A 24,823-nucleotide genomic window follows, 5' to 3' on the forward strand; every position below is an offset into this window, starting at 1 on the left:
CCACCGCCATGCCGCAGGCGTCGCAAGCCGTACCATCCAGTCCGCACGAGGCCAGCATGTCATCCATTCCCTCCCGATCCTCCTCCCGCAGCATCGCCACGCGCGTGATGTACGGCACCGCCTTGGTGGCCCTGCTCGCTTTCGGCGTGGCCGCCGCGGCCAGCTACCTGCGCAGCAGCCAGTCCCTGCTCGCCGGTGCGCGAACCACGATGGAAGGGCTGGCGAACCAGGAGGCCCAGCGCATCTCGGGCGAACTCACCCGCGCTTTCGACGGCAACGACACGCTCGCGCATGCACTGCTCGCCCAGCGCGGGGGCGACGGCATCAGCCGCAGCGCCGCCAGCGCCATCTTCAAGCGCCAGTTGGAAGCGCACCCGGAATGGGTCGGCGTCGGCACGCTGTGGGAACCCGATGCCTTCGACGGCAAGGATGCGGAACATATCGGCGCCGAAGGCCACGATGACACAGGCCGCTTCATGAGCTACTGGGCATGGAGCAACGGCGCCCCGCTGCTGGAAGCCCTGCGCGACTATGAAGTCCCCGGTGCCGGCGACTGGTACCGGCGGCCGCGCGAACTCAAGCGTCCCGTGGTCGCCGAGCCCTACGTCTACAAGATCGCCGGCAAGGACGTGCTGATGACCACGCTGTCCACGCCGATCCTGCAGGACGGCGACTACCTCGGCGTGATGACCGTGGACTTCGCCCTGCAGTCGCTGCAGGAGCGCATCGCGAAGCTCACCCCGATGGATGCCGGCTTCGTCCGCCTGCTCACGCCGGCCGGCGTGGTCATCGCGGACAAGGATGCCGCCTCGGTCGGCAAGCCTTATGCAGGCGCCCACGCTGCCGACGTCATCAAGCAGGTGGCCTCCGGCAAGCCGGTGTTCCGCGAGGCCACCGATGCCGCGGGCGAGACCGTGATGGAAGCCTACGTACCGCTGCAGATCGGCGCCGCGCAGGAGCACTTCGCGCTGGGCGTGGTGGTGCCCCGTGCAGTGCTGATGCGCGAAGCGCGCGCCGTGCTCTGGACGGTGGTGGCGGTCGGCGCGCTGGGCGCGGCACTGCTGTGCGGCGCCGTGTTCTGGCTGCTGCGCCGCCAGGTCGGTGTGCCGCTGGCCGGCGCCGTGCGCGTGGCCGACGATATCGCCAGCGGCAAGCTGGACAGCCAGATCGAGGTCGGGCGCGACGACGAGATCGGTACCCTGATGAAGGCCATGCGCAGCATGCAGGGCAACCTGCGCGAGCGCATCGAGCGGGACGCCGTGGTGGCGAAGGAAAGCCTGCGCATCCGTACCGCACTGGAGGATGTCACCACCAACGTCATGATCGCCGACGCGGACCGCACCATCGTCTATGCCAACCGGCCACTGATGAAGATGCTCACCGACGTCGAACAGGACCTCCGGCGCGACCTGCCCGCCTTCGATGTGCGTACCGTCATCGGCAGCAGCATCGACATCTTCCACAAGAAGCCCGAGCACCAGTCGCGCATGCTGGCCCAGTTGCAGGGCACCCATCGCGCGCAGATCAGCGTGGGCGGCCGCATCATGCAACTGATCATCAACCCGGTGACCGACGGCGAGGGCCAGCGCATCGGCTACGTGGTGGAATGGGCTGACCGCACCAACGAGGTAATGGTCGAACAGGAAGTCACCCGCATCGTGCAGGAAGCTGCGCAGGGCGACCTGAGCGGGCGCATCACCGAAACCGGCAAGCAGGGCTTCCTGCTGGCGCTGTCGCAGCAGGTGAATGGCCTGCTGGCGACGATAGCGGGCAGCGTGGACTCGGTTTCCGGCGTACTGCGTTCGCTGTCGAAGGGCGACCTGACCGCGCGCATGGAAGGCGACTTCCACGGCGTGTTCGCCACCATGCGCGATGACGCCAACGCCACCGTCGCCCAACTGACCGACATCGTCGGCCGTATCCAGGACGCCTCGACCAGCATCAATACCGCCGCCGGTGAAATAGCATCCGGCAACAGCGACCTGTCCCGCCGCACCGAGCAGCAGGCCGCCAACCTGGAAGAGACCGCCGCTTCGATGGAGGAACTGACCTCGACCGTGCGCCAGAACGCCGAGTCGGCCCGCCAGGCCAACCAGTTGGCGATCGGGGCTGCCGGCGTCGCCTCGCAGGGCGGCGAGGTAGTCAGCAGAGTCGTCAGCACCATGACCGACATCGAACAGTCGTCGAAGAAGATCGCCGAGATCATCTCGGTCATCGACGGCATCGCCTTCCAGACCAACATCCTGGCGCTCAATGCCGCTGTTGAAGCCGCACGCGCTGGCGAACAGGGCCGCGGCTTCGCGGTGGTCGCATCGGAAGTCCGCACGCTTGCCCAGCGTTCGGCCAACGCCGCCAAGGAGATCAAGGGCCTGATCGAGAACTCGGTAGACAAGGTGGCCGACGGCTCGGCCCTGGTGCACCAGGCAGGCGCGACGATGGGCGAGATCGTCGCCAGCGTGCAGCGCGTGACCGACATCATGGCCGAGATCTCGGCCGCCTCGCAGGAACAGAGCGCCGGCATCGAGCAGGTCAACCAGACCATCACCCAGATGGACGAGACCACCCAGCAGAACGCCGCACTGGTGGAAGAAGCCACCGCCGCCGCGCGCAGCATGGAAGAACAGGCGCAGGCACTGGCCGAGGCCGTCTCCACTTTCCGGCTGGACGGCCACGGCCGTGTCGCGCGGCTGGTGCACGAACGCGTCACCCGCATCGCGGCCGGCACCGCACCGCGGGGCGTCACCGAACCGCACCCGTACTGATCCGCTAAAGAAACCCGTCCCGGGGCCGATCTAGGCCATGACAGGTTCCGTCCCGGGAACCCCGACACTTTCACCGGCTGCAACAGGAGCCCGACGAATGAGCGACAAGAAAACCCAGGCCGCGGCGAGCGCGGACGAGTTCCTCAGCTTCACCCTGGGGGACGAGCACTACGGCGTGGACATCCTGAAGGTCCAGGAAATCCGAGGCTACGACTCGGTGACCCGCCTGCCGGACGCACCGGACTACATCAAGGGCGTCATCAACCTGCGCGGCACCATCGTGCCGGTGATCGACCTGCGCCTGAAGCTGCGCCTGAAGGAAGCCCGCTACGACGCCTTCACCGTGATGATCGTGCTCAACGTGGAAGACCGCGTGGTCGGCATCGTGGTGGACAGCGTGTCGGATGTGATCGCGCTGAACGCCGAGCAGATCCGTCCCACGCCGGAATTCGGTGCCAGCGTCGATACCCGCTTCATTTCCGGCATCGGCACGGTGGACGAGCGCATGTTGATCCTGCTCGATATCGAGACCCTCATCGACAGCGCCGACCTGGGTCAGCCGGCGCCGGAACAGGTCGCCGCCTGACGCATCGCGTTCACGGTACGCACCATGCGTTTCCCCGGGGACCGCAGGCCGCAAGGCCTCCGGTCCCTTTTTCTTGCGCGGCCCCGCCCCCGCTGCGCCACGCCTTTCGTCGTAGGGGCGCGAAAACCACTGAAATTCGTCCATTCGCGGCCGCTAATACCTACGAAGGCAATCCGCCCCGCATTCCGTACGCACAGGCCCCACCTGTCGCCAGAGACCCCGCCATGACGTTCAACGCCAAGATCGCCGCCCTGCTCTCCAACCTGCCGCTGAAGCGCAAGTTCCTCATCCAGACCGCGCTGGTCGCCATCGGCACCATCGGACTGGCGGTGGTCGCGGCACGCATGCAGTACCTGGATCTCACCGGGACACGGCAGGCGGGCCTGAAGGCGCAGACCGAGATGGCGCTGGGCGTCATCGAGGGATATGCGAAACAGGTGGAAGCCGGCACCCTGGACGAAGCTCAGGCGAAGGAAAGCGCGCTGGCCACGCTAGCCTCGATGCAAGCGAACAAGGGCGTGGACTACTTCTTCGTCACCGACGAAGCACCGGCCATGCTGATGCACCCTACCCGTCCGGACCTGATCGGCAAGCCGCTGGATGATGTGCTGAGCCCGGACGGCAAGCGCATCTTCCCCGAGTTCGTCCGCGTGGCGCGCGCAGGCGGTGGCCATGTCGACTACAGCTGGGCCAAGGCCGGCGAAGAAGACCCTGTGCCGAAGACCTCGTATGCAGCGCTGTACCAGCCCTGGGGCTGGGTGATCGGCACCGGCGTCTATATCGACGACACCCAGGCACAGGCGCTGCAGTTCACCTTCATCATGACCATCGCCGGTGGCCTGCTGGTGCTGCTGAGCATGGCGATCGGCTGGGTGATCGGCCAATCGGTGCTGGAACCGGTCTCGCGTGCACTGGCGGCCATCAAGGGCGTCTCGCGTGGCGACCTGAGCGTGCGCACCGGCCACCACGGCCGTGACGAAGTCGGCCAGATGCTCAAGGCCACCGATGAAATGGTGCACATGCTGGAACGTTTCTCGCAGGAAACGCATGTGATGATCCGCCTGCACGAAGCCGAAGACATCGGCCATCGCATGCCCGAAGATTTCCCTGGCGTGTACGGCGAGCTGGCGGGCGGCATCAACACGATGATGTTCGAGCACCTGGATGCCTTCCGCGATGCCATCGGCATCCTGGAACGCTACGCCAGCGGCGACCTCAGCCAGGATGCGCGTCGCCTGCCCGGCACGCGTGCATTCCTGCATGAAGCGATGGACGCCGCCAAGCAGAGCCTGCTGGCCATCAACGCCGAGATCAAGCGACTCGCGCAGGCCGCCGGGGCCGGTGATTTCAGCGCCCGCGGCGACGAGGCGCGCTTCCAGCACGACTTCCGCCAGATGGTGCAGGGCCTGAACGCCATGATGGCGACCAGCGACCGCAACCTGGCCCAGCTGTCCGCCCTGCTGCGCGCGATCGCCGATGGCGACCTCACGGCCCGCATGGAAGGCGACTTCCATGGCGTGTTCGCCAGCATGCGTGACGATGCCAATGCCACCGTCGCCCAGCTGACCGACATCGTCGGCGGCATCCAGATGGCGGCCACCAGTATCAATACGGCTGCCGGCGAGATCGCATCGGGCAACAACGACCTGTCGCGCCGCACCGAACAGCAGGCGGCCAACCTGGAAGAAACCGCCGCCTCGATGGAGGAACTGACCTCCACCGTGCGCCAGAACGCCGAGTCCGCCCGCCAGGCCAACCAGTTGGCCATCGGTGCAGCATCGGTCGCTTCGCAGGGTGGTGATGTGGTCGGTCGTGTGGTCACGACGATGACCGACATCGAGCAGTCATCGAAGAAGATCGCCGAGATCATCTCGGTCATCGACGGCATCGCCTTCCAGACCAACATCCTGGCCTTGAACGCGGCAGTGGAAGCCGCGCGTGCCGGCGAGCAGGGCCGCGGCTTCGCGGTGGTCGCCTCCGAAGTGCGCACCCTCGCCCAGCGGTCGGCCAATGCCGCCAAGGAGATCAAGGGTCTCATCGAAACGTCGGTGGACAAGGTCGCCGAGGGCTCGGCGCTGGTGAACCAGGCCGGCACGACGATGGGCGAGATCGTGGCCTCGGTGCAGCGCGTGACCGACATCATGGCCGAGATCTCGGCCGCCTCGCAGGAACAGTCGGCCGGCATCGAGCAGGTCAACCAGACCATCACCCAGATGGACGAAACCACCCAGCAGAACGCTGCGCTGGTGGAAGAAGCCACCGCCGCTGCGCGCTCCATGGAAGAGCAGGCCGGTGCACTGACCCAGAGCGTGTCGGTATTCAAGCTGCAGGCCAGTGCACATGCCCCGGTCCGTCAGGCCATCGTGGCCACCGGCACGCCGCGGCCGGTGGCGACGCCCAAGGCTGCAGTCCGCAAGCCGGTCGCGCGCAAACCCGAACCCGCACTCGCCGATGGGGACTGGCAGGAGTTCTGAGCCGACGGGCGCACCCGGCGTGCGCCCCTTTCCGTGACCGCCTTCAAGTAACCCGGACTCCGGCCGATATGTCACCAGAAGGCCCTCTTCCCTGGCACCCGATGACCGTCGCACCCCCCGCCACCGACGACGCCACCCGCTGCCCGAAAGTGCGCCGCGAGGACAGTGCATGCTAGGCCGCACGCTGACTTCGCTGACATCGGTGCGCGACGCACAGGCGTCCACCGATCTCCTGCCGGAGAGCCTCTGGCACGTGCTGGAGCAGTCCGTCGATGCTGCGTTCGTCGTCGATGGGCGCCACCGGGTGGTGCTGTTCAACCCGGCGGCGGAAGCACTCTGGGGCTACCCGCGCGAAGACGTGCATGGCATGCCGTTCACCCGACTGCTGTCCAGTCCCCAGTCGGACAGCAGCCCCGACGCCACGCTGGCGCAACTGCTGGGCAGCCATCGCGATGCCGTGCTGCACCGGCCCGATGGCAGCGAGGTCGCTTGTTCGGTTTCCCTGTCCAAGGTGCGAGTGGGCCCACAGGTCTTCCACACCGCCTTCGTGCGCGACACCAGCGACCAGAAGCGCCAGCTCGAGCGCCTGCGCCAACTGTCGATCGTGGTGGACAAGAGCGATAACGCGATCTTCGTGAGCGCGCCGGACCGCGAAGTGGTGTACGTCAACAGCGGCTTCACCCGCATGCTGGGTTACCGGCTCGAAGAGCTGCGCGGGATCAAACCCTCGCAGCTGCTGTCCGGCGCGCATACCGACGCCAGCCTGGACGATCGCATCAGCCAGGCGATGAAGGCCGGCGAAGGCCTGCAGACGGAAGTGCTGTTGTACACCAAGTCGGGCCGCCCGCTGTGGCTGTCGGCTGCGATCAACCCGGTGCACGACGAGGACGGGACGCTGCTGGGGCTGGTCAGCGTGCTGAGCGACATCACCCAGACCAAGATGCACCAGGTGCTGCACAACAAGGTGCTGGATGCGCTGGTGCACGAATGGAGCGTGGCCGACGTGATGACGCTGATCTGCCGCGAGGTCGAGCACATCGCGCCGGAACTGACGGTCTCCATCATCACCGTGGACAACGAGGGGCTGATGCATGCCCTCGCCTCGCCCAGCCTGCCGGAAGCCTGGGCCCGCAAGATCGACGGCATGGCGATAGGTCCACGCGCCGGCGTGTGCGGTGCCGCCGCCTGGCGGGGCCGCGCGGTGCTGGTGAAGGACATCGCCAGCGATCCGCTGTGCGCCGGTACCCGCCACCTCACCACGCCACTCGGGTTGCGCGCCTGCTGGACGCACCCCATCAAGTCGAGCAGCGGCCGCGTGCTGGGCACGCTGTCGTTCTACTACCGCGAGAACCGCGGTCCCGACGAACTGCACGAGCGTCTGGCCGACACCTGCCTGCACCTGTGCTCGCTGACGCTGGAGCGGGAGCAGACCAACGAGCGGGTGCACCAATTGGCGTTCTACGACACGCTGACCGGCCTGCCCAACCGCATCATGTTCAGCGCCAAAGCGGAACAGGCGCTGGCCAACGTCGCCCAGGTGAACGGCACCGCGGCCGTGCTCTTCATCGACCTGGACCGCTTCAAGCGCGTGAACGACGCGCAGGGACACGCCGCCGGCGATGGCCTGCTGCGCGATGTCGCCGCACGCCTGAGCGAGGAACTCGGGGGCATCAACATCGTCGGTCGCCAGGCCGGCGACGAATTCGTCGCGGTACTGCCGATGTGCAGCGCCGAACAGGCCGGCAGCGTGGCCGAGCGGATGCTCGGCGCCATCGCGACGCCGACCACCGCCGGACTGATGACCCTGCATCCCAGCGCCAGCATCGGCGTGGCGATGTTTCCGGACGACGGTCGTGACATCGACCTGCTCGTGCGTCATGCCGATATGGCGATGTACCGAGCGAAAACCGATGGCGGCGGCAGCTTCCGCTTCTTCAGCCTGGACATGAACCGGTTGGCGCAGGAGCGGGTTTCGCTCGAAACCGCGCTGCGCGAGGCCCTCCGGCTCGACCAGCTGAAACTGCAGTACCAGCCCCAGGTCGGAGGCTGCGACGGCAGGCAGTTGTACGGCGTGGAAGCGCTGCTGCGCTGGCACCATGCGGAGCTCGGCATCATTCCCCCCGCGCGCTTCGTGCCGGTGGCCGAAGAGTGCGGGCTGATCGCCGAGCTCAGCCTGTGGGTGCTGCGCCAGGCGTGTGCGCAGATGGCCGACTGGCGCCAGCGTGGCATCGATATCCCGCGCGTGTCGGTGAACGTTTCCGCGATCAATTTCCGTGACCCGCAGCTGTCGCTGCAGATTTCCGACCTGCTGGACGAGCATGGCCTGGAACCGGGCGACCTGACGCTCGAGATCACCGAGAGCGTCATGCTGGACCCGGACCCGGACGTGCTCGAGAACATCGAGGCCATCTACGTGCTGGGCGTGCGGCTGTCGCTGGACGACTTCGGCACCGGCTATTCCAGCCTCAGCCACCTGCATCGCCTGCCCATCAGCGAGCTCAAGCTGGACCAGAGTTTCGTGCGCGACATCGACACCAGCGCCATCGCGCGCACGCTGACCTCCTCGGTGCTGCGCATCGGTGAAAGCCTGGGCATGAAGGTGGTCGCCGAGGGCGTGGAAACCGAATCGCAGCACCGCTTCCTGACCGAGCAGCGCTTTCCCGTGCTGCAAGGCTACCTGTTCTCGCCACCGCTGCCGCCCGGGCCGCTGGAAGAGTGGCTGGACACGCACGGCTACACGGCTGCCCGCGAAGTCGAAACCGGAGCTGGCGCTACACCGTAGCCGCAACGCCGGCTGTGCAGGCGGTTCGTGGGCAACCCCGAAAGTGTGACCCGCCTCCCAGTCGCAGGAAGCAACGATCCCGCGTTGCCCCATCGCCTCAAGTTTGGCGACGACGAGCCGATCTCTGGCAGTGAGCCGTTACCCCTCTTCTGTCCATCCGGAGTTACTGGAATGAAAATCGCATCCGTCCTGACCCTGTCCATCGCCGTCGTCGGCGCCGCCCTGCTGATGCCCGCGACGCCGGCCAACAGCCAGTCGCAGGTCGACAACGCGATCCCCGCCGACATGGCCGCGCGCTTCGCGGGCAAGAACGGCACGGTGTGCGGCAAGGTGGGCAAGGCCCGCTTCGCCGAGAATTCCGAAGGCACGCCGACCTTCCTGTACATGGGCGGCAACTTCCCGCGCCATACCTTCACTGCACGCATCCCGGGCGATGCCCGCGCCAAGTTCAAGCCGGCTCCGGAAGAACTGGAAGGCAAGGACGTCTGCGTGATCGGCGCCATCGAGCGCGACAACTCGCGCGCCGAAATCGTGGTCAGTTCGCCGGCCAATCTGAAGCTCGCGACGATCCGCTGATCCGTTCCAACGGCAGGGCGCCACGCCCTGCCCGCCCTGGTCGCACCCGAGAGCGGCGCGGCACGCCACCGGTAAAGGAAAACGAATCCCATGCAGCGGATCAAGAACCTCAAACTGACGACGAAGATGATGCTCGCCTTCGGCGCCGTGCTGGCGCTGATGCTGGTACAGGGCATCGCCGCTTTCGTCGGCCTGAACTCGTTGAACGGCGCCACCACCCAGGTGACCGGCAACGTCCTGCCCAGCGTGAAAGCGGCCGGCGACCTTCGCGCGTTACTCGGCGAGCTCCGCACGACCTCCTATCGCCAGCACGTGCGCGCGAGCGACGCGGTCAAGGCCGATGCCAAGACCAATGCCGCCAAGCAGGAAAAGCAGATCGACCAAGCGGTGGAGGACTACGCCAAGCTGATCGTCACGGCGAAGGAAAAGGCGGTGTACGCCACCTTCGTCAAGGAATGGAAGGCCACCAAGCAGTCCTACGCCGACGTGCAGGAAATGCTCGACCTGGGCCTGCCGGATGACGCCGTGGATACCTTCATCGGCAGCACGCGCGACCAGCACGCCAAGGCCGCCAATGCCCTGACTTCGCTCATCAACGAGGTCGACCAGCAGGCGAAGGGCGCCAGCGCCAGCGCCGACAGCACCTTCGCTGCCTCCAGCACGCTGATGGTCATCATGCTGCTGGTGGGCATCGTGGGCGGCCTGGCCCTGGCCTGGTTCTTCGCCCGCGCCATCGCCGGCGCCGTCGGCGAAGCCGTGCGCGTGGCCAATGACGTGTCCGCCGGCAAGCTGGATGGCAAGATCGATACCAGCCGCCAGGACGAAGTGGGCCAGTTGCTGTCCGCCATGCAGCGCATGCAGACGCAGGTGCAGTCGGTGATTTCCGCCCAGAGCGAAATGGCCGCGCGCCACGACGAGGGCCAGATCAGCTACCGCATGGACGACAGTGCGTTCCCGGGCGAGTACGGCCGCATGGTGCGCGACACCAACGCCCTGGTCGCCTCGCACCTGCAGGCCATCGGCGATGCACTGAAGATCATGCAGCGCTACTCGATCGGCGACCTGAGCCTGGACATGCCCAAGCTGCCGGGCGAGAAGGCCAACCTCACCGAGACGATGGACGCCACCAAGGCCAACCTGTCGGCGATCAACGGCGAGATCAAGCGCCTGGCGATGTCCGCTTCCTCCGGCGATTTCAGCCAGCGCGGCGACGTGGACAAGTACCAGTACGACTTCCGCGACATGATCGACGGCCTGAACCAGCTGATGGAAACCACCGACGGCAACCTCGCCGAGGTGTCCGAACTGCTGCAGGCCATCGCGCGTGGCGACCTGACCGCGAGGATGGAGGGCGACTTCCACGGTGTGTTCGCCAGCATGCGTGACGATGCGGATGCCACTGTGGTTCAGCTGACCGACATCGTCGGCCGTATCCAGGATGCCTCGACCAGCATCAACACCGCCGCCGGTGAAATCGCCTCCGGCAACAGCGATCTGTCGCGCCGTACCGAGCAGCAGGCGGCCAACCTGGAAGAAACCGCCGCCTCGATGGAGGAACTGACCTCCACCGTGCGCCAGAACGCCGAGTCCGCCCGCCAGGCCAACCAGTTGGCCATCGGCGCCGCCGGTGTCGCCTCGCAGGGCGGTGAGGTGGTCGGCAAGGTGGTCACCACCATGCGCGACATCGAGCAGTCGTCGAAGAAGATCGCCGACATCATCTCGGTCATCGACGGCATCGCGTTCCAGACCAACATCCTGGCCTTGAACGCTGCGGTGGAAGCCGCACGTGCGGGCGAACAGGGCCGCGGCTTCGCGGTGGTCGCATCGGAAGTCCGCACGCTGGCCCAGCGCTCGGCCAATGCGGCCAAGGAGATCAAGGGCCTGATCGAAACGTCCGTGGACAAGGTTGCCGACGGCTCCAAACTGGTGAACCAGGCCGGCGCAACCATGGGCGAGATTGTGGCCTCGGTGCAGCGCGTGACCGACATCATGGCCGAGATCTCCGCTGCTTCGCAGGAACAGAGCGCGGGCATCGAACAGGTCAACCAGACCATCACCCAGATGGACGAGACCACCCAGCAGAACGCCGCGCTGGTGGAAGAAGCCTCGGCCGCTGCCCGTTCGATGGAAGAGCAGGCACAGGCACTGAGCGAATCGGTGTCGGTGTTCAAACTGCATGCCAACGCGGCACCGGCCCCCGTGGTCGCCAAGCAGGCCAAGGCCGCATCTGCAGCCCCTGTGAAGCCCGCGCCGCGGGCCGCTGCCCCGTCGGTGCTGGAGCCCGCGCTGGCCGATGGTGACGACTGGCAGGAATTCTGAGGCACGCGGTTTGCATCGCATCCCGGCAACACGCCCCTTTCCCTGTCCATGCGGCAGGGAAAGGGCACCGCCACACCCCTAGCCTCACCCGTCCCGTCGAGAATCCGATGTCCGTCAGTACCCGCTCCCCTGCTCCGGCTGCCACGACACGACGGACCCCCGCGCCGCTTCCCGCCGACGACGGTGCGCCAGGATCGGCAGGACGCGATTTCGAGTTCGATGACCGCGACTTCCGTCGTGTGGTCGACCTGATCCGCCAGCGCGCGGGCATCGCCCTGGCCGACGGCAAGCGCGACATGGTCTATGGCCGATTGTCACGCAGACTGCGCGCATTGGGCCTGCGCAGCTTCAAGGACTACCTCGACCAGTTGGAACGGGACGGCGGCGATGAATGGCAGGCGTTCACCAACGCACTGACCACCAACCTGACTTCGTTCTTCCGCGAGCCGCACCACTTCGAGCGGCTGCAGGAAGAACTGGCGAAGCGCCGGCACGACGGCCCGCTGAAGATCTGGTCATGTGCCGCGTCTACCGGCGAAGAGCCCTACTCCATCGCCATCACCGCTTGCGAGGCCTATGGCACGCTGACCCCGCCCGTGACTATCCTGGCCACGGACGTGGACACGCAGGTGCTTGCCACCGGCGAACGCGGCGTCTATCCGGTCGAGCGCATCGCCGGCCTGGACGACACCCTGAAACGGCGCTATTTCCAGCGCGGCAGCGGCCCCAACGAAGGCAAGTGCCGCGTGCATCCGGCCCTGCGCCAGCTGATCGACTTCCGCCCGCTCAACCTGCTGACCGCACGCTACGACGTGGCCGGCCCGTTCACTGCGGTGTTCTGCCGCAATGTGATGATCTATTTCGACAAGCCCACCCAGCGCGGCATCCTGGCGCGCCTGGTGCCGCACCTGGCCGACGACGGCATGCTGTACACCGGGCACTCGGAAAACTACCTGCACGCCGCCGACATCATCCAGCCCTGCGGTCGCACGCTGTACCGCCGCGTCGGGACCGGCGCATGAGTTCAGCCGCCGCCTCGTTCGTCGATGGCAGTGTGATGCGCTACCACGACGCCCGCTTCAAGACCGAAGCGGCCAAGCTGCTGCCCACGCAGTACCTGGTGGTGGACAACGACACCGCGCTGGTCACTGTGCTGGGCTCGTGCGTGGCCGCCTGCATCCGCGACCCGCTGCTCAAGCTGGGCGGCATGAACCACTTCCTGCTGCCGGACGGCAACGTGGGCGACGGTGCACCCGCGCGCTACGGCAGCTTTGCGATGGAATTGCTGATCAACGACCTGCTCAAGCGGGGCGCCGCGCGCAACCGGCTGGAGGCCAAGGTCTTCGGCGGCGCCAACGTGCTGAAAGGCTTCACCAGCAACCCGGTCGGCACGCGCAACGCCGAGTTCGTCCGCAAGTACCTGAATGCCGAACGCATTCCCGTGGTCGCCGAAGACCTGCGCGGCATCCATCCGCGCAAGGTCTGGTATTTCCCCAACACCGGCCGCGTGGTCGTGCAGCGCCTGCCGCATGCCCATGATGCCGAGGTCCTGGCCGCCGAATCCGCCGCCCGCGCCCGCCTGTCGAGGGCGCCGGTCACCGGAGGCGTGGAGCTGTTCTGATGAGTAGTCCTTCCCCCTGCAAGGTATTGATCGTCGACGACTCGGCGGTCGTGCGGCAGATGCTGACCGAGATCCTGTCGCGCGACCCGGGCATCGAGGTCGTCGGTTCCGCCGCCGATCCGCTGCTGGCACGCGACAAGATCAAGCGCCTGAATCCCGACGTGATGACGCTGGACGTCGAAATGCCGCGCATGGACGGCCTGGCGTTCCTGGAGAACGTCATGCGCCTGCGGCCGATGCCGGTGGTGATGATTTCCTCGCTGACCGAGCGCGGCGCCGACACCACGCTGCAGGCGCTGGCGCTGGGCGCGGTGGATTTCGTGTCCAAGCCCAAGCTCGACGTCGCCAGCGGCCTGCAGGCCTATGCCGACGAGATCATCGCCAAGGTCAAGGCCGCGGCCAAGGCGCGCGTGCGCCCGATCGCTCGCAGCAACGGCCCACGCACCAGCCTGGACACGGTGTTGCCCTCGCCGCCCGCGTTGCGCTTCCGCACCACCGACCGCCTGATCGCCATCGGCGCCTCCGCCGGCGGGACCGAGGCGCTCCGCGTGGTGCTGGAACAGATGCCGGCCGACGCACCCGCCATCGTCCTGACGCAGCACATCCCCGCCGGTTTCAGTCGTGCCTTCGCCGAACGCCTGGACCGCCACTCGGCCATGGCGGTGCGCGAGGCCAGCGATGGCGAAGCCATCCTGCCCGGCCACGCCTACCTGCCCCCCGGTGGCCAGCACATGCGCGTCATCCGCGACGGTGCGCGCTGGCGCTGCCGCATCGACGACGGCCCGGCGGTGAACCGGCACAAGCCGGCCGTGGACGTGCTGTTCCGCTCGGTCGCACAGAGCGCAGCGGGCAATGCGGTAGGCGCCATCCTCACCGGGATGGGCGACGACGGCGCGCGCGGCCTGCTGGAAATGGCCCAGGCCGGCGCGCCGACCCTGGTGCAGGACGAAGCCACCAGCGTGGTCTGGGGTATGCCGGGCGCGGCGGTGAAGCTGGGCGCGGCGAAGGATGTCGTGCCGCTGGAACGCATCGCCCAGCGCCTGCTGGACCTGGCGGCGCAGATCGCCTGATTGCCCGGCGACGCTCCTGCGGGATCCACTGTAGGAGCGACGTAAGTCGCGACCGCAGGGCTGACGCTGCCGATATCCATGATGCGAATGAGAGGCCCTGACGGGCAGGAGCCCCACTCCATCTGCGCCAATCGCCTCTCCCGCGCGCGGTCGCGACTCACGTCGCTCCTGCAGGGGCGCTACGACGGTCACAGATCATCCGCAATCCAGAAACCAGCGGACTTCCCGCCTAAAGAGCCGAACCCCACGGCCGATACTCAACAGTGAGCTTCATCAGAGAGCATCCATGTACTCGCGCATCCTGGTTCGTCTTGCGGCACCCCTCATCCTCACCCTGCTGTTCCCGCTGTCGGTCGCCTTCGACTGGCCGAACGCGCTGCAGTGGGCCCTGCTGACCTCGCTGACCCTGGCCTGGCTGATCTTCGCCTGGCTGACAGTCACCAACTCGCACCAGATTTCGCCCGAGCACGCCAGCGTCGTACGCGAGCAGGACGCCCTGCTGACCGAGCTGCGCCGCTTCGTCAACAACGAGATCGAAGGCTCGCGCAGCGAGATCGACCGCGCCCGGGAACTCATCCGCGAGGCGGTCAGCAACCTCGGCGGCAGTTTCGATGCGATGAACCGCAAGTCGCGCGAACAGAGCGCTGCGATCTCCCGCATCATCGACCGCAACGGCGACGGCGACCGCGCCGGCGTGGACGTGGCCCGCTTCGCCCAGAACGCCAGCCAGCGCATGGAGCAACTGGTGGAGGCGCTGGAACAGGTCGCCGGCCAGAGTGGCACCACCGTGCACCATATCGACGACATGGCCCAGCACCTGGACGGCATCTTCTCGCTGCTGGAAGACGTGAAGTCCATCGCCGACCAGACCAACCTGCTGGCGCTGAATGCCGCCATCGAAGCCGCCCGTGCCGGCGAAGCCGGTCGCGGTTTCGCGGTGGTCGCCGACGAAGTGCGCAACCTGTCCGAGCGCTCCACCGCCTTCAACGAACAGATCCGCAAACTGGCACACAGTTCGAAGGAATCCATCGCCAAGGTCCGCGATACCGTGTCGAACATGGCTTCCCGCGACCTGGATCGTTCACGGGAAGCCCGCAGCGAAGCCGCCGGCATGCTGAACCAGGTGGCCGCGATCAATGCCTCGCTGGGTGATGGCATGCGCGAAGTCTCGATGTGCGGCCATGCCATCGACGCCAGCGTGGCCGATGCCGTCCGCTCGCTGCAGTTCGAGGACATCGCCACCCAGTCGCTGGGCAGCGCGAACACCCACCTGGACCGCCTGACCGCGATCAACAAGGAAGCCCTCGCCCTGCAGGAACTCCTGCACCGCTCCGGCGGCGCGACCGACAACGAACTGCTCAGCGCACTGCGCCTGATCGGCAACCGCCTGCGCGACCAGCGCACCGAGTGGGAACGCCCACCGCACAAGCCGGTCGCACAGCAGAACATGGGTGCCGGCACGGTGGAACTGTTCTGATCGCAACCGCATCCACACGCAACTGAATCCCGACGGGGCGACCAGGATCTGGTCGCCCCGTCGCGTTTCTGCCGGCGGCACACCCAGCCACGAAGCACCACTGGCATACTGCGGATTGGTTGCCCCGCCGCAGACGATGTCGAATCCGCCCTCTTCCCCGTTGTTGCTGCAATTGTTCCGGCTGCAGGAAGCCGAGCGCCTCCAGGTGGGGCACGCCCTGCACAACCAGGTCGGGCAGGCACTGTCGGCGATCAAGATGGGCGTGCACCTGGTGCAATCCGAGGACGATCCGGCACAGCAGCAGGAAGACCTGCAGGACATCATCCGCACCTGCGACGAGACCGTCGCGATCCTGCGCGACCTGCATGCCACGCTGCACCCCCCCCAACTGGAAGCGATCGGGCTGGAGGCCGCATTGCGCGCCGAGCATGAACGCGTGTTTCCCGGCGCCACGGTGGCGCTCGACCCGTTGCCGTGCATGCCTGCGACCGACACGGTGCTGGTGGCGTTCCGGATCGCGCAGGTCGCCATGCGCGCGGTGGCGGGGGCTGGTGGGACACTGGCATTGGGATTGAGCGGCGATGCCGAGGCCGATGGCGGATTCGCCGTCACCGTGGACGCCGATGTCGAAGTACCGAGCGCCGAGCTACCCCTGTTGCAGGCCCTGGCCGCGACGCTGGGCGGCAGCCTGGAATCCAGCGGTGGCGAGCACGGCAGCCGATGGCAACTTCGCCTACCCTATGCGCCTGCACCCGTGACGCCCACCGACGCCGCTTGAACACCGAGCACGCCCACCTGCCCCGCCTGCCCCGCCTCGGCGCCGGCGAACCCGACCTGCAGCGGATGGTCGACACCGCGAATGCGGACGGCACGCCGTTGATGCTGCTGTACCTGGACATCGACCACTTCCGCTCGATCAACGAGAACATGGGCGTGGAAGTCGGCGACGAAGCGCTGGCGATCCTCAGCGACCGGCTGCAGCGGTCACTCGGCCCGGAAGCACGCGCTTGGCGCCATGGCAGCGACGAATTCATCGTGGCGGTGCCGCGCCTGCCGGGCACGCTGCCGCCGGAGCGCTTCGGCGACGCCTTGCGCGAGCAGATCGAACTGCCGATGACGGTGCTGCCATACACGCTGTTCCTGACCGGCACGCTGGGCATCGCGCTGTGCCCGGAGCATGCGGACAATGCGTCCGGCCTGCTGCAGTGCGCCGAAAGCGCGATGGAACAGGCCAAGCACGAGGGCATGAACCTGGTGCGCCTGTACCGGCGCGGCGCCGCGATCACCGCCCGCAGCGACAGCATCATCGCCCGCCAGATCGTCAACGCCATCCAACACAACGAGCTGCGCCTGTTCTACCAGCCGCAGATCAACGCCCACGACGGCCGCGTGGTGGGCATGGAAACGCTGCTGCGCTGGTACTCGCCCGCGCTCGGCCTGCTGGTACCGGAACGTTTCATGCACGTGGCCGAGAAGCTGGGCGTCATCGTGCAGATCGGCGACTGGGTGCTGCGCAATGCCTTCAAGCAGGCGCGCGTCTGGCGCGACTGGGGCTTCGACGATTTCGAGATCGCGGTGAACGTGTCGACGCTGCAGCTGCTGCGCCCCAGCTTCGTGTCCGAAGTGCTGGAGGCCATGCAGGAGGCCGGCATCCCGCCGCAGATGGTGGTGCTGGAAGTACGCCAGAACGCGCTGGCCAAGGACATGAACCTGGTCCACCGCACGCTGGCGCAACTGCACCACGAAGGCGTGCGGCTGACGCTGGACGATTTCGGCATGGGCGATTCCAACTTGGACTCGCTAGTCCGCTTCTCGGTGGACAAGATCAAGATCGACCGCAACTTCGTGAAGGGCGTGCCGTCCGGCAACCGTGAGGTGGCCATCACCTGCGCCATCATCGCGATGGGCCACCAGCTCGGCATGAAGGTGATCGCGCATGGCGTGGAGACCGACGTGCAGCTGGGATTCCTGCGCAGGAACCAGTGCGACATGTTCCAGGGCCACCTGTTCGGCGAACCGATGTCGGCCGAAGATGCCGGCGCGGTATTGCGCCGCCGCTACCTGCGCGCCGATGCCTTCGCCGCCACCAAGCCCGATCGCACCCTGCTGCTGCTGGACGACGAAGAGAACATCCTGCGTTCGCTGGTGCGCCTGTTCCGCCGCGACGGTTACCGCATCCTGGCCGCCAGCAACGTCACCGATGCATTCGAACTGCTGGCGACCAACGACGTGCAGGTGATCCTGTCCGACCAGCGCATGTCGGACATGAGCGGCACCGAGTTCCTGGGCCGCGTGCGCATGCTGTATCCGGACACGATACGCCTGGTGCTGTCGGGGTACACCGACCTGGCCACGGTGACCGAGGCGATCAACCGCGGCGAAATCTACCGCTTCCTGACCAAACCGTGGAACGACGACGACCTGCGCGAACACATCCGCCAGGCATTCACCACCTACGAGCACCAGCCGCACCACCGCGCGCATGCCTGAGATCCGCACCGGAACGCAGGACGGCTGGTGCGTGTACCTGCTGGAGTGCCGCAACGGCGCGTACTACGCCGGCATCACCAACCGGCTGGACGCCCGCTACGCCGCGCATGTGGCGGGTACGGGCGCCAAGTACACGCGGGCGAATCCGCCGGTAACCCTGCTCGCCAGTCGCAGCTATCCGGATCGCAGCGCGGCATCCCGCGCGGAAGCACAGCTCAAGCGGCTGCCACGGGCGAAGAAGCTGGCGTTCTTCGATTCGCCCTCTGTAGGAGCGACGTAAGTCGCGACCGCGGAAATCAAACAATCTGCGAATGGTTCATCGCACGAACCCACGCTCGCGACCAACGCATTGTTCCGGTCGCGACTTACGTCGCTCCTACAGTGATACGCGTTAATCGCTCAAGCTGCGTCGACCGCCGGCTGCCGGATCGGCAGCATGATGCGGAAGCAGGCGCCGGAGCCGGGCTCGTTGCGTACTTCGATGCGGCCGTTGTGCTTCTTCACGATGCCGTAGGAGATCGATAGTCCCAGGCCCGTGCCGCTGCCCACCGGCTTGGTGGTGAAGAACGGGTCGAAGATGCGCTGCAGGATGTCGTCGGGAATCCCATGGCCGCTGTCCTGGATCTCGACCCAGACCTCATCGCCCTCCACCCCCGTGCCCACGGTGATCGTGCCGCGTTCGTCGATGGCATGGCTGGCGTTGAGCAGGATGTTCATGAACACCTGGTTCAATTCCGACGGCCGGCACTGCACCAGGGGCAGTTTGCCGTAGTGCTTTTCCAGAGTGACCTTGTACTTCAGCTCGTTCCAGATGATGTTGATGGTGGAATCGAGGCCGGCATGCAGGTCGGCAGACTTCCAGCTGTCGTCGCGGCCGGAGTAGGAGAAATCCTTCAGGTTGCGCACGATCGCAGTGACCCGCTCGATACCCTCGCGCGACTCGGACATCAGCTGTGGCAGGTCGCCGGTGATGAAGTCGATGTCGTAGCGGGCGCGCAGGTCCTCGATCTCGGGCAGCATCGCCTTCGGGTCCGGCAGGCGCAGCGCGCGCTCGTAGACTTCGATCAGGGAGAACAGGCTGTGCAGGTACTCCTGCAGCGAGCCGAGGTTGGAGTGCACGTAGCCGATCGGGTTGTTGATCTCGTGCGCGACGCCGGCCGCAAGCTGGCCGATGGACGCCATCTTCTCCGATTGCACCAGCTGTTCCTGCGTACCGGCCAGGCGCACCAGCGTCTGCCGCAGCTGCGCGTGGCGGCGCTGGAGTTCCTGCTGGCGCGCGTGCGCTTCGCTGACGTCGTGAAAGACGATCAGGCAGTGGCCGCCGCCCGGATTGTCATGGAAGTACGCGCGTACCTGCAGCACCAGGCCGTCGTCGAGGGCCAGGTCGCCGTTCCAGCGGCCGGACTGGCGCGCGGTGGGAATGGCGTCGGGGGGCAGCAGCCGCGACAGGGCGCCGAGCACATCGGGGGCATCCTGCACCAGCGCGCGCGCCGCCGCATTGGCGTGCAACGGGCGGGCGTCGCCACGGCACAACAGGTAACCGTCGTCCATCAGTTCGGCCAACGCCTTCAGATCGGCGAAGGTCGGGACGTCATCCGCAGTGCAGGCGCTGGACGGCTGGTTCAAGGGAGGGGCGGTGGCCACGGACGCATCGGGCGGCGGCGATGGGGCGCCAGTATCCGGCGTGGCCACGGGAGCGGCAAGTTGCGGCGTCGCAGTTTGCGGATCCGGCACCTTGCTCAGGCAACCGCGAGCGGACGGGGGGCGGACAGGGTCGCGGTCTGGCCCTGCGCGTCGTAGGCGCCGCTGCTCTCGGTGCGGCCCAGGTGGCGCAGCGCCCAGTTCACTTCGCGGCGGCGCCGGGCAAGCAGGATGCCATTCGCGTGGTTCATCTCGGCAAGTTCGGCGAGCCGCTCCTGCAGTTCATCGGGAAAGCCGAAGCCGGCAGCGGCCGCCTCCAGCGCGCGCAATGCCTCCAGCTTCTCCTGGGTGGCGCGCACCAGTGCCTCGACGTCATGCTCGAGGATGGCGCGACGCTCCTCTCCCAGTGCCGCGGACAGTCGCTGGAGGGGGGCCGGTGTCATCGCGATCAACCGCCCAGCTGGTTGTCCAGTCGCAGCATCCCGTCGGCAATGGCCTCGGGATTGACCTTGTACGTGCCGGCCTGCAGCGCTTCGCGCACGGCCTGCACGCGGGCATTGTCGATGGCAGGCGCAGTGGACAGCTCACGCTGCATGGCCTGGAGGCTGGCGGCCTCGCCGGTCAGGCGCAGGCTGTCACCACCGGCGCTGGCTTCCACCGGCCTGGAACGGTCGGCACCCGCGTTGGCAACACGCCCGCTGACGGGACCGGTGGTGCGTACGGCGGCGGGGGGAGTGCCTTCGATTTTCTGGCTCATGTCGGTTCACCTGTAACAGGGTTCATGGGAGATATCGGCCGCGACTGATTCGACTTTAGTGACGGAAGCCACATTTCCGAGGAAGGACCCGATGCTGCCCGGTTTGCTTCCACCCGCATTCGGTATCGGCCGCCCCCGCAACAACTTGAGGGCGATGTTGCACATTTTTCATCGGTTGACCCAGACGTCGCCGCCCGGGCCGACCACGCCCTGCACCACCCGGCGCGAGGACAGATTCTCAACGGTGACCCGCTCATTCTCACCGGCATCCGCCAGCGCCTTGCCGGCCACGCGCACTTCCACCCCGCCGCGACGGGATACCAGCGCCACGTTGTCGCCGCGGCGGACCAGGCGCTGGGCGACCAGATCGGTGGCCGACAGTACCGTGCCTGCCGACAGCATGCGCCGTGCCACGCGGCCCAAGGCCTGGGATGGATCAGCGACGGCGGCGCCGACGATGCGCGAGGCATCGCGGGTTTCGGGAATGAACGCGTCGGCGGTGATCGTTTCGCCCGGCGCGATGCCGCGGCTCAGCACCAGCACGGTCTGGCTGCGGCGTACCCGCACCGGCACGAACAGGCGCCAGCCATCCGGGCAGCTGACTTCCACGCTGTGGCTACCCTGGACGCGTGCGACCAGCGATGCGTCGCAGCGTGGCAAGCGCAAGGCGGGATCGAGCGTGGCCTCGGCCTCGCTTCCGGTTGGCAGCGCCCCGAGGGCGGCTGCCTTGATACTGTCGACCGGCTGGAAGTCGGCGGCCAGCGCGACGCATGCGGTCAGGCCGCCGATCAGGACGATGGTCAGGCGCAGCACGGGCGGGATCCGGAGGTTCATCGCCAACAGGCGTGCAAGGCGTGTGCCATCTCGCGCTGAGGACGGAGGTACTTCGGGCTCCAGGCATGGTGCCGCTCGCCGCGGGGGCATTCTTGACCAGCCATTGGGTTGTTGAGGAGCACTTTTTTGCTTGTGCAAAGAAAGAATCAAAGAATCACACCCCAAGCGGCACGCCCTCCGCGCTGTGCGCTCCGGGTCCGCGAGCGGTCCGGGAATTTTCGTAAGGCACATCCCTCTTCCATACGAAAACGCAGCCATCCATGGCGGCGCTCTACGGGTTTTACCCTGCCCACTCGCCGTGCCTCAAGGGGACCCAAAGACAACACAAACAGCAAAAAGAGCACGCGTCGAACCATCAGGGGCTGCTCTTGGGACCCCCTGAGGTCCGGCAGTCACGGCGGGTCAAACCCGCAGGGCGGCGCACAGGACGTGCGCCGTTTTCGTATGGGCCAGGATGGCCCTTACGAAAATTCCTGCGGGGACTGCGCACCCGCCGCACAGCGGCGGGCGGACCGTCGGGGTGTGCTTTCTTTGCCTACTTTCTTTGCACAAGCAAAGAAAGTAGGGCCTCCGCGGCGAGCGGCGCCATATTCAAGAAATGGAAAGCGCCTGCCGGCAGGTCATCAAAAGCACGGACTCCGTTGACCCTCACCCCATCCCCTCTCCCGCAGGGAGAGGGGTTTGGAGCTGCCGCCCACCGGCTCAAGTGCCCTATCCAGCGGCCGATATGCTCTGCATGACCCAGGATCTGCTCAACCGCATCGACCAGCGCACCCGCCTGGCCGGCCACAACCGCCTCGCCCTGCTGCTGTTCCGCCTGGGCGGGCGTCAGCTTTTTGGCGTCAACGTATTCAAGGTGCAGGAAGTCCTGCGCCGGCCCAACCTGTTCCAGTTGCCCGGATTGCCCACCGAATTCGTCGGCGTGGCCGACGTGCGCGGCCGCTCGGTGCCGGTGCTGGACCTGGGCCTGAGCATCCGCCACCCCGAACGCGACCCGAATCCGGAGAACACCCCCAACTACCTGGTGGTCACCGAATTCAACCGCTCCGTGCAGGGCTTCCTGGTCAGCGGGGTTGAACGCATCGTCAACATCGCAGTGGAAGACATCCACCCGCCCCCGGAACTCGGCGCCGAGAACAGCTACCTGACCGCCGTGACGCGCTTCCAGGGCGAACTCATCCAGGTGATCGACGTGGAAAGCGTGCTGGCCGACATCTGCCAGTCGCGCATGGACGCCACGCTGGCGCCCGAGATGGCCCTGCCCGCGGACGCACCGCCGCTGCAGGTGCTGGTGGTGGACGACTCGCGCGTGGCGCGCTCGCAGATCCGCAGCGTGCTGGAGCAATTGGGCGTCACCACCACCCTGCTGTCCGACGGCCGCCAGGCGCTGGACCACCTCTTGCAGGTGCACGCCGCCGGCGAAAATCCGGCCGAGCGCTACGCCATGGTCATCTCGGACATCGAGATGCCCGCCATGGACGGCTACACCCTGACGACGGAAATCCGTCGCCACCCGGGTCTGGCCGGCCTGTACGTGCTGCTGCACACCTCGCTGTCCGGCGTATTCAACAACGCCATGGTGGAACGCGTGGGCGCGAATGCCTTCGTGGCCAAGTACAGCCCGCACGAACTGGCCGAGCACGTGCTGTTCCGCCTGAACCAGGTGGTCGCGGCGCAGATGGCGGCCTGATCGTCGTCCCAGCGAACGCTGGGACCCATTTGCCTTTCCCACGGAAGAGGTAAGAGGCAAAGGGCAGGATCAAGATGGATCCCAGCGTTCGCTGGGATGACGGCACGGGGAATTACTGCCTGCCCGGATGCCGACCTGCCCCGTTCTGGCACACGCCTTGCAGCATCCCCGGCAACGGTCTGCCGGAGCGGTGCTATGTCCAATCCCATCTCCAACTACCTGGGTGTCCACGGAGCGGCCCTGCCACTGCGCGAGCAGCGCATGCAGCTGATCGCCAGCAACCTGTCCAACGCGGATACGCCGAACTACAAGGCGAAGGACCTGAACTTCCAGGCAGCACTGGAGAGCGCGGCGGCCAAGGCCTCCCCATTGCTGACCACCAGCGAGCAGCACCTGACCTTGCTGGATGCCACCCCCCGCATCTTCGAACGCGCAGGCGTGCAGCCCAGCCTGGACGGCAACACCGTCGACGCCGATACCGAACGTGCCGCCTACGGTCGCGCGGCGCTGGAATACCGCGCCTCGCTCAGCTTCATCGAGTCCAAGGTGCGCACCATGCTCACCGCGATCACCGGCCAGTAAGGGGACGCGCCATGAGCAACCTGCCCATCTTCGACGTCGCCGGTTCCGCGCTGCAGGCGCAGTCGGTGCGACTGAACACCATCGCCAGCAATCTCTCCAATGCGGATTCCATCGCGTCCTCGCCCGAGGCGGTCTACAAGCCCATCGAGCCGATCTTCCAGGCGCGCCCGCTGAATGCGGACGGCTCGCTGACATCGGTGCAGGTGAAGGAGATCACCCAAAGCGAAGCACCGCCGATCAAACGCTACGAGCCCGGCCACCCGATGGCCGATGGCGACGGTTATGTCTACGCGCCCGATGTCGATCCGGTCGCGCAGATGGTCAACCTGATCTCGGCATCACGCGGCTACCAGGCCGGCGTGGAAGTACTGAACACCGCCAAGGAACTCGCCCTGGCCACCCTGACCATGGGCCGCTGACGCCCCGCCACCGAGCGACCACGCACATGACCACCATCAATGGCGATCCGTTCGCCGCCATCAACAACGCCACGTCGGGCGCTGCCACCACCAAGAAGGCCGACACGTTGGGCCAGGCCGACTTCATGCGCCTGATGACCGAGCAATTGAGCCACCAGGATCCGCTCAAGCCGCTGTCCAACAGCGAGTTCGTCGCCCAGCTGGCGCAGTTCTCCACCGTGCAGGGCATCAGCGAACTCAACACCACCGTCGGCGGTTTCACCTCGGCGCTGACCGGCGACCAGGTGCTGAAGGGCGCCTCGTTGGTCGGACACTCGGTGGTTGTGCCGTCCGAATCCATCGCCCTGCCCGCCTCGGGCAGTGCCACCGGCCTGGTGATGTCGCCGGGCGCGGGCAAGGTGACCTTCGAGATCAAGGACGCCAGCGGCGTGGTCGTGGACACCGTCGAGGTGGAAGCGACCGGCAAGGGCGAGACCGCATTTGCCTGGGACGGCCTGAAGACCAACGGCGAACGCGCAGCCGCCGGTGCGTACTCCATCAAGGCCACGCACACCGCCACCGATGGCACCGGCACTGCGCTCAATACCTACGTCGACGCCACCGTGGACAGCGTGACCATCGGCTCCGACGGGCTGTACCTCAACCTGCCCGGTCTGGGCACCGCTCCGCTCGACTACGTGCTGCGCATCGGCAAGTCGGCGTCCTGACCTCTCACTCCCACCGCATCCTGCAAGGAGTCATCC

21 protein-coding genes are annotated in these 24,823 nt (G+C 66.8%); 17 read left to right on the forward strand and 4 right to left on the reverse strand.

From position 1 onward, the window contains the following. The first annotated feature begins 56 nt into the window (after window positions 1–56). The 13 genes from FB548_RS19130 to FB548_RS11655 all read left to right on the forward strand — a co-directional run bounded on the left by FB548_RS19130 (window position 57) and on the right by FB548_RS11655 (window position 18,437). Window positions 57–2,762, forward strand: coding sequence for a methyl-accepting chemotaxis protein (locus FB548_RS19130; protein ID WP_185742089.1), 2,706 nt, complete (start codon window positions 57–59; stop codon window positions 2,760–2,762). 97 nt (window positions 2,763–2,859) lie between these two features. Then, window positions 2,860–3,348 carry a chemotaxis protein CheW gene (locus tag FB548_RS11600; protein ID WP_142124936.1) on the forward strand — a complete coding sequence of 163 codons (489 nt, stop codon included), beginning with the start codon at window positions 2,860–2,862 and terminating at the stop codon, window positions 3,346–3,348. Window positions 3,349–3,572: 224 nt separating this feature from the next. Then, a complete protein-coding gene (locus tag FB548_RS11605) occupies window positions 3,573–5,822 on the forward strand; it encodes a methyl-accepting chemotaxis protein (RefSeq protein ID WP_142124937.1) in 2,250 nt (749 codons plus the stop codon). A 169-nt stretch (window positions 5,823–5,991) separates the two neighbouring features. After that, window positions 5,992–8,604: an EAL domain-containing protein gene (locus FB548_RS11610; protein WP_142124938.1), complete on the forward strand. Its 2,613-nt coding sequence runs from the start codon at window positions 5,992–5,994 to the stop codon at window positions 8,602–8,604. A 171-nt stretch (window positions 8,605–8,775) separates the two neighbouring features. Further along, window positions 8,776–9,180, forward strand: a complete 405-nt coding sequence (locus FB548_RS11615) for a hypothetical protein (RefSeq protein ID WP_185742090.1) — start codon at window positions 8,776–8,778, stop codon at window positions 9,178–9,180. A 90-nt stretch (window positions 9,181–9,270) separates the two neighbouring features. Further along, the gene (locus FB548_RS11620) at window positions 9,271–11,499 is read left to right on the forward strand and encodes a methyl-accepting chemotaxis protein (RefSeq protein ID WP_142124939.1); all 2,229 of its coding nucleotides are present in this window, start codon (window positions 9,271–9,273) and stop codon (window positions 11,497–11,499) included. Window positions 11,500–11,606: 107 nt separating this feature from the next. Next, entirely contained in the window at window positions 11,607–12,521 is a 915-nt protein-coding gene (locus FB548_RS11625) for a CheR family methyltransferase (protein ID WP_142124940.1), read from the forward strand. Beyond that, a complete protein-coding gene (gene cheD / locus FB548_RS11630) occupies window positions 12,518–13,120 on the forward strand; it encodes a chemoreceptor glutamine deamidase CheD (protein WP_142124941.1) in 603 nt (200 codons plus the stop codon). Before FB548_RS11625 ends, cheD begins: the two co-directional genes overlap by 4 nt. Continuing rightward, entirely contained in the window at window positions 13,120–14,190 is a 1,071-nt protein-coding gene (locus FB548_RS11635) for a chemotaxis response regulator protein-glutamate methylesterase (protein ID WP_142124942.1), read from the forward strand. The genes cheD and FB548_RS11635 overlap by 1 nt, the downstream gene beginning before the upstream one ends. 286 nt (window positions 14,191–14,476) lie before the next feature. Beyond that, on the forward strand, window positions 14,477–15,667 hold the full coding sequence (locus FB548_RS11640; protein WP_142124943.1) for a methyl-accepting chemotaxis protein: 1,191 nt from the start codon (window positions 14,477–14,479) through the stop codon (window positions 15,665–15,667). A gap of 136 nt (window positions 15,668–15,803) precedes the next feature. Further along, a complete protein-coding gene (locus tag FB548_RS11645; RefSeq protein ID WP_142124944.1) occupies window positions 15,804–16,445 on the forward strand; it encodes a histidine kinase in 642 nt (213 codons plus the stop codon). Window positions 16,446–16,510: 65 nt separating this feature from the next. Then, window positions 16,511–18,157, forward strand: coding sequence for an EAL domain-containing protein (locus FB548_RS11650; protein ID WP_255470530.1), 1,647 nt, complete (start codon window positions 16,511–16,513; stop codon window positions 18,155–18,157). After that, a complete protein-coding gene (locus tag FB548_RS11655; protein WP_142124946.1) occupies window positions 18,150–18,437 on the forward strand; it encodes a GIY-YIG nuclease family protein in 288 nt (95 codons plus the stop codon). Before FB548_RS11650 ends, FB548_RS11655 begins: the two co-directional genes overlap by 8 nt. 119 nt (window positions 18,438–18,556) lie before the next feature. On the opposite strand, the gene FB548_RS11660 is transcribed toward FB548_RS11655, so the two are convergent. The 4 genes from FB548_RS11660 to flgA all read right to left on the reverse strand — a co-directional run bounded on the left by FB548_RS11660 (window position 18,557) and on the right by flgA (window position 21,365). Beyond that, the gene (locus FB548_RS11660) at window positions 18,557–19,708 is read right to left on the reverse strand and encodes an ATP-binding protein (RefSeq protein ID WP_142125059.1); all 1,152 of its coding nucleotides are present in this window, start codon (window positions 19,706–19,708) and stop codon (window positions 18,557–18,559) included. A 188-nt stretch (window positions 19,709–19,896) separates the two neighbouring features. Further along, complete coding sequence (locus FB548_RS11665; RefSeq protein WP_142124947.1) at window positions 19,897–20,241, reverse strand: flagellar protein FlgN; 345 nt, start codon at window positions 20,239–20,241, stop codon at window positions 19,897–19,899. A 5-nt stretch (window positions 20,242–20,246) separates the two neighbouring features. Then, the gene (gene flgM, locus FB548_RS11670) at window positions 20,247–20,555 is read right to left on the reverse strand and encodes a flagellar biosynthesis anti-sigma factor FlgM (RefSeq protein WP_142124948.1); all 309 of its coding nucleotides are present in this window, start codon (window positions 20,553–20,555) and stop codon (window positions 20,247–20,249) included. Window positions 20,556–20,723: 168 nt separating this feature from the next. After that, window positions 20,724–21,365, reverse strand: coding sequence for a flagellar basal body P-ring formation chaperone FlgA (gene flgA / locus FB548_RS11675; RefSeq protein WP_255470531.1), 642 nt, complete (start codon window positions 21,363–21,365; stop codon window positions 20,724–20,726). Window positions 21,366–22,125: 760 nt separating this feature from the next. On the opposite strand from flgA, the gene FB548_RS11680 reads away from it, so the two are divergent. The 4 genes from FB548_RS11680 to FB548_RS11695 all read left to right on the forward strand — a co-directional run bounded on the left by FB548_RS11680 (window position 22,126) and on the right by FB548_RS11695 (window position 24,787). Further along, window positions 22,126–23,079, forward strand: coding sequence for a chemotaxis protein (locus FB548_RS11680; RefSeq protein WP_142124950.1), 954 nt, complete (start codon window positions 22,126–22,128; stop codon window positions 23,077–23,079). 195 nt (window positions 23,080–23,274) lie between these two features. After that, window positions 23,275–23,661, forward strand: coding sequence for a flagellar basal body rod protein FlgB (gene flgB, locus FB548_RS11685; protein ID WP_142124951.1), 387 nt, complete (start codon window positions 23,275–23,277; stop codon window positions 23,659–23,661). A gap of 11 nt (window positions 23,662–23,672) precedes the next feature. Then, window positions 23,673–24,080: a flagellar basal body rod protein FlgC gene (gene flgC / locus FB548_RS11690; RefSeq protein ID WP_142124952.1), complete on the forward strand. Its 408-nt coding sequence runs from the start codon at window positions 23,673–23,675 to the stop codon at window positions 24,078–24,080. A 26-nt stretch (window positions 24,081–24,106) separates the two neighbouring features. Continuing rightward, the gene (locus FB548_RS11695; protein WP_142124953.1) at window positions 24,107–24,787 is read left to right on the forward strand and encodes a flagellar hook capping FlgD N-terminal domain-containing protein; all 681 of its coding nucleotides are present in this window, start codon (window positions 24,107–24,109) and stop codon (window positions 24,785–24,787) included. The last annotated feature ends 36 nt before the right edge of the window (window positions 24,788–24,823 follow it).

Source organism: Pseudoxanthomonas sp. 3HH-4, from assembly GCF_006716465.1.
GTDB lineage: Bacteria > Pseudomonadota > Gammaproteobacteria > Xanthomonadales > Xanthomonadaceae > Pseudoxanthomonas_A.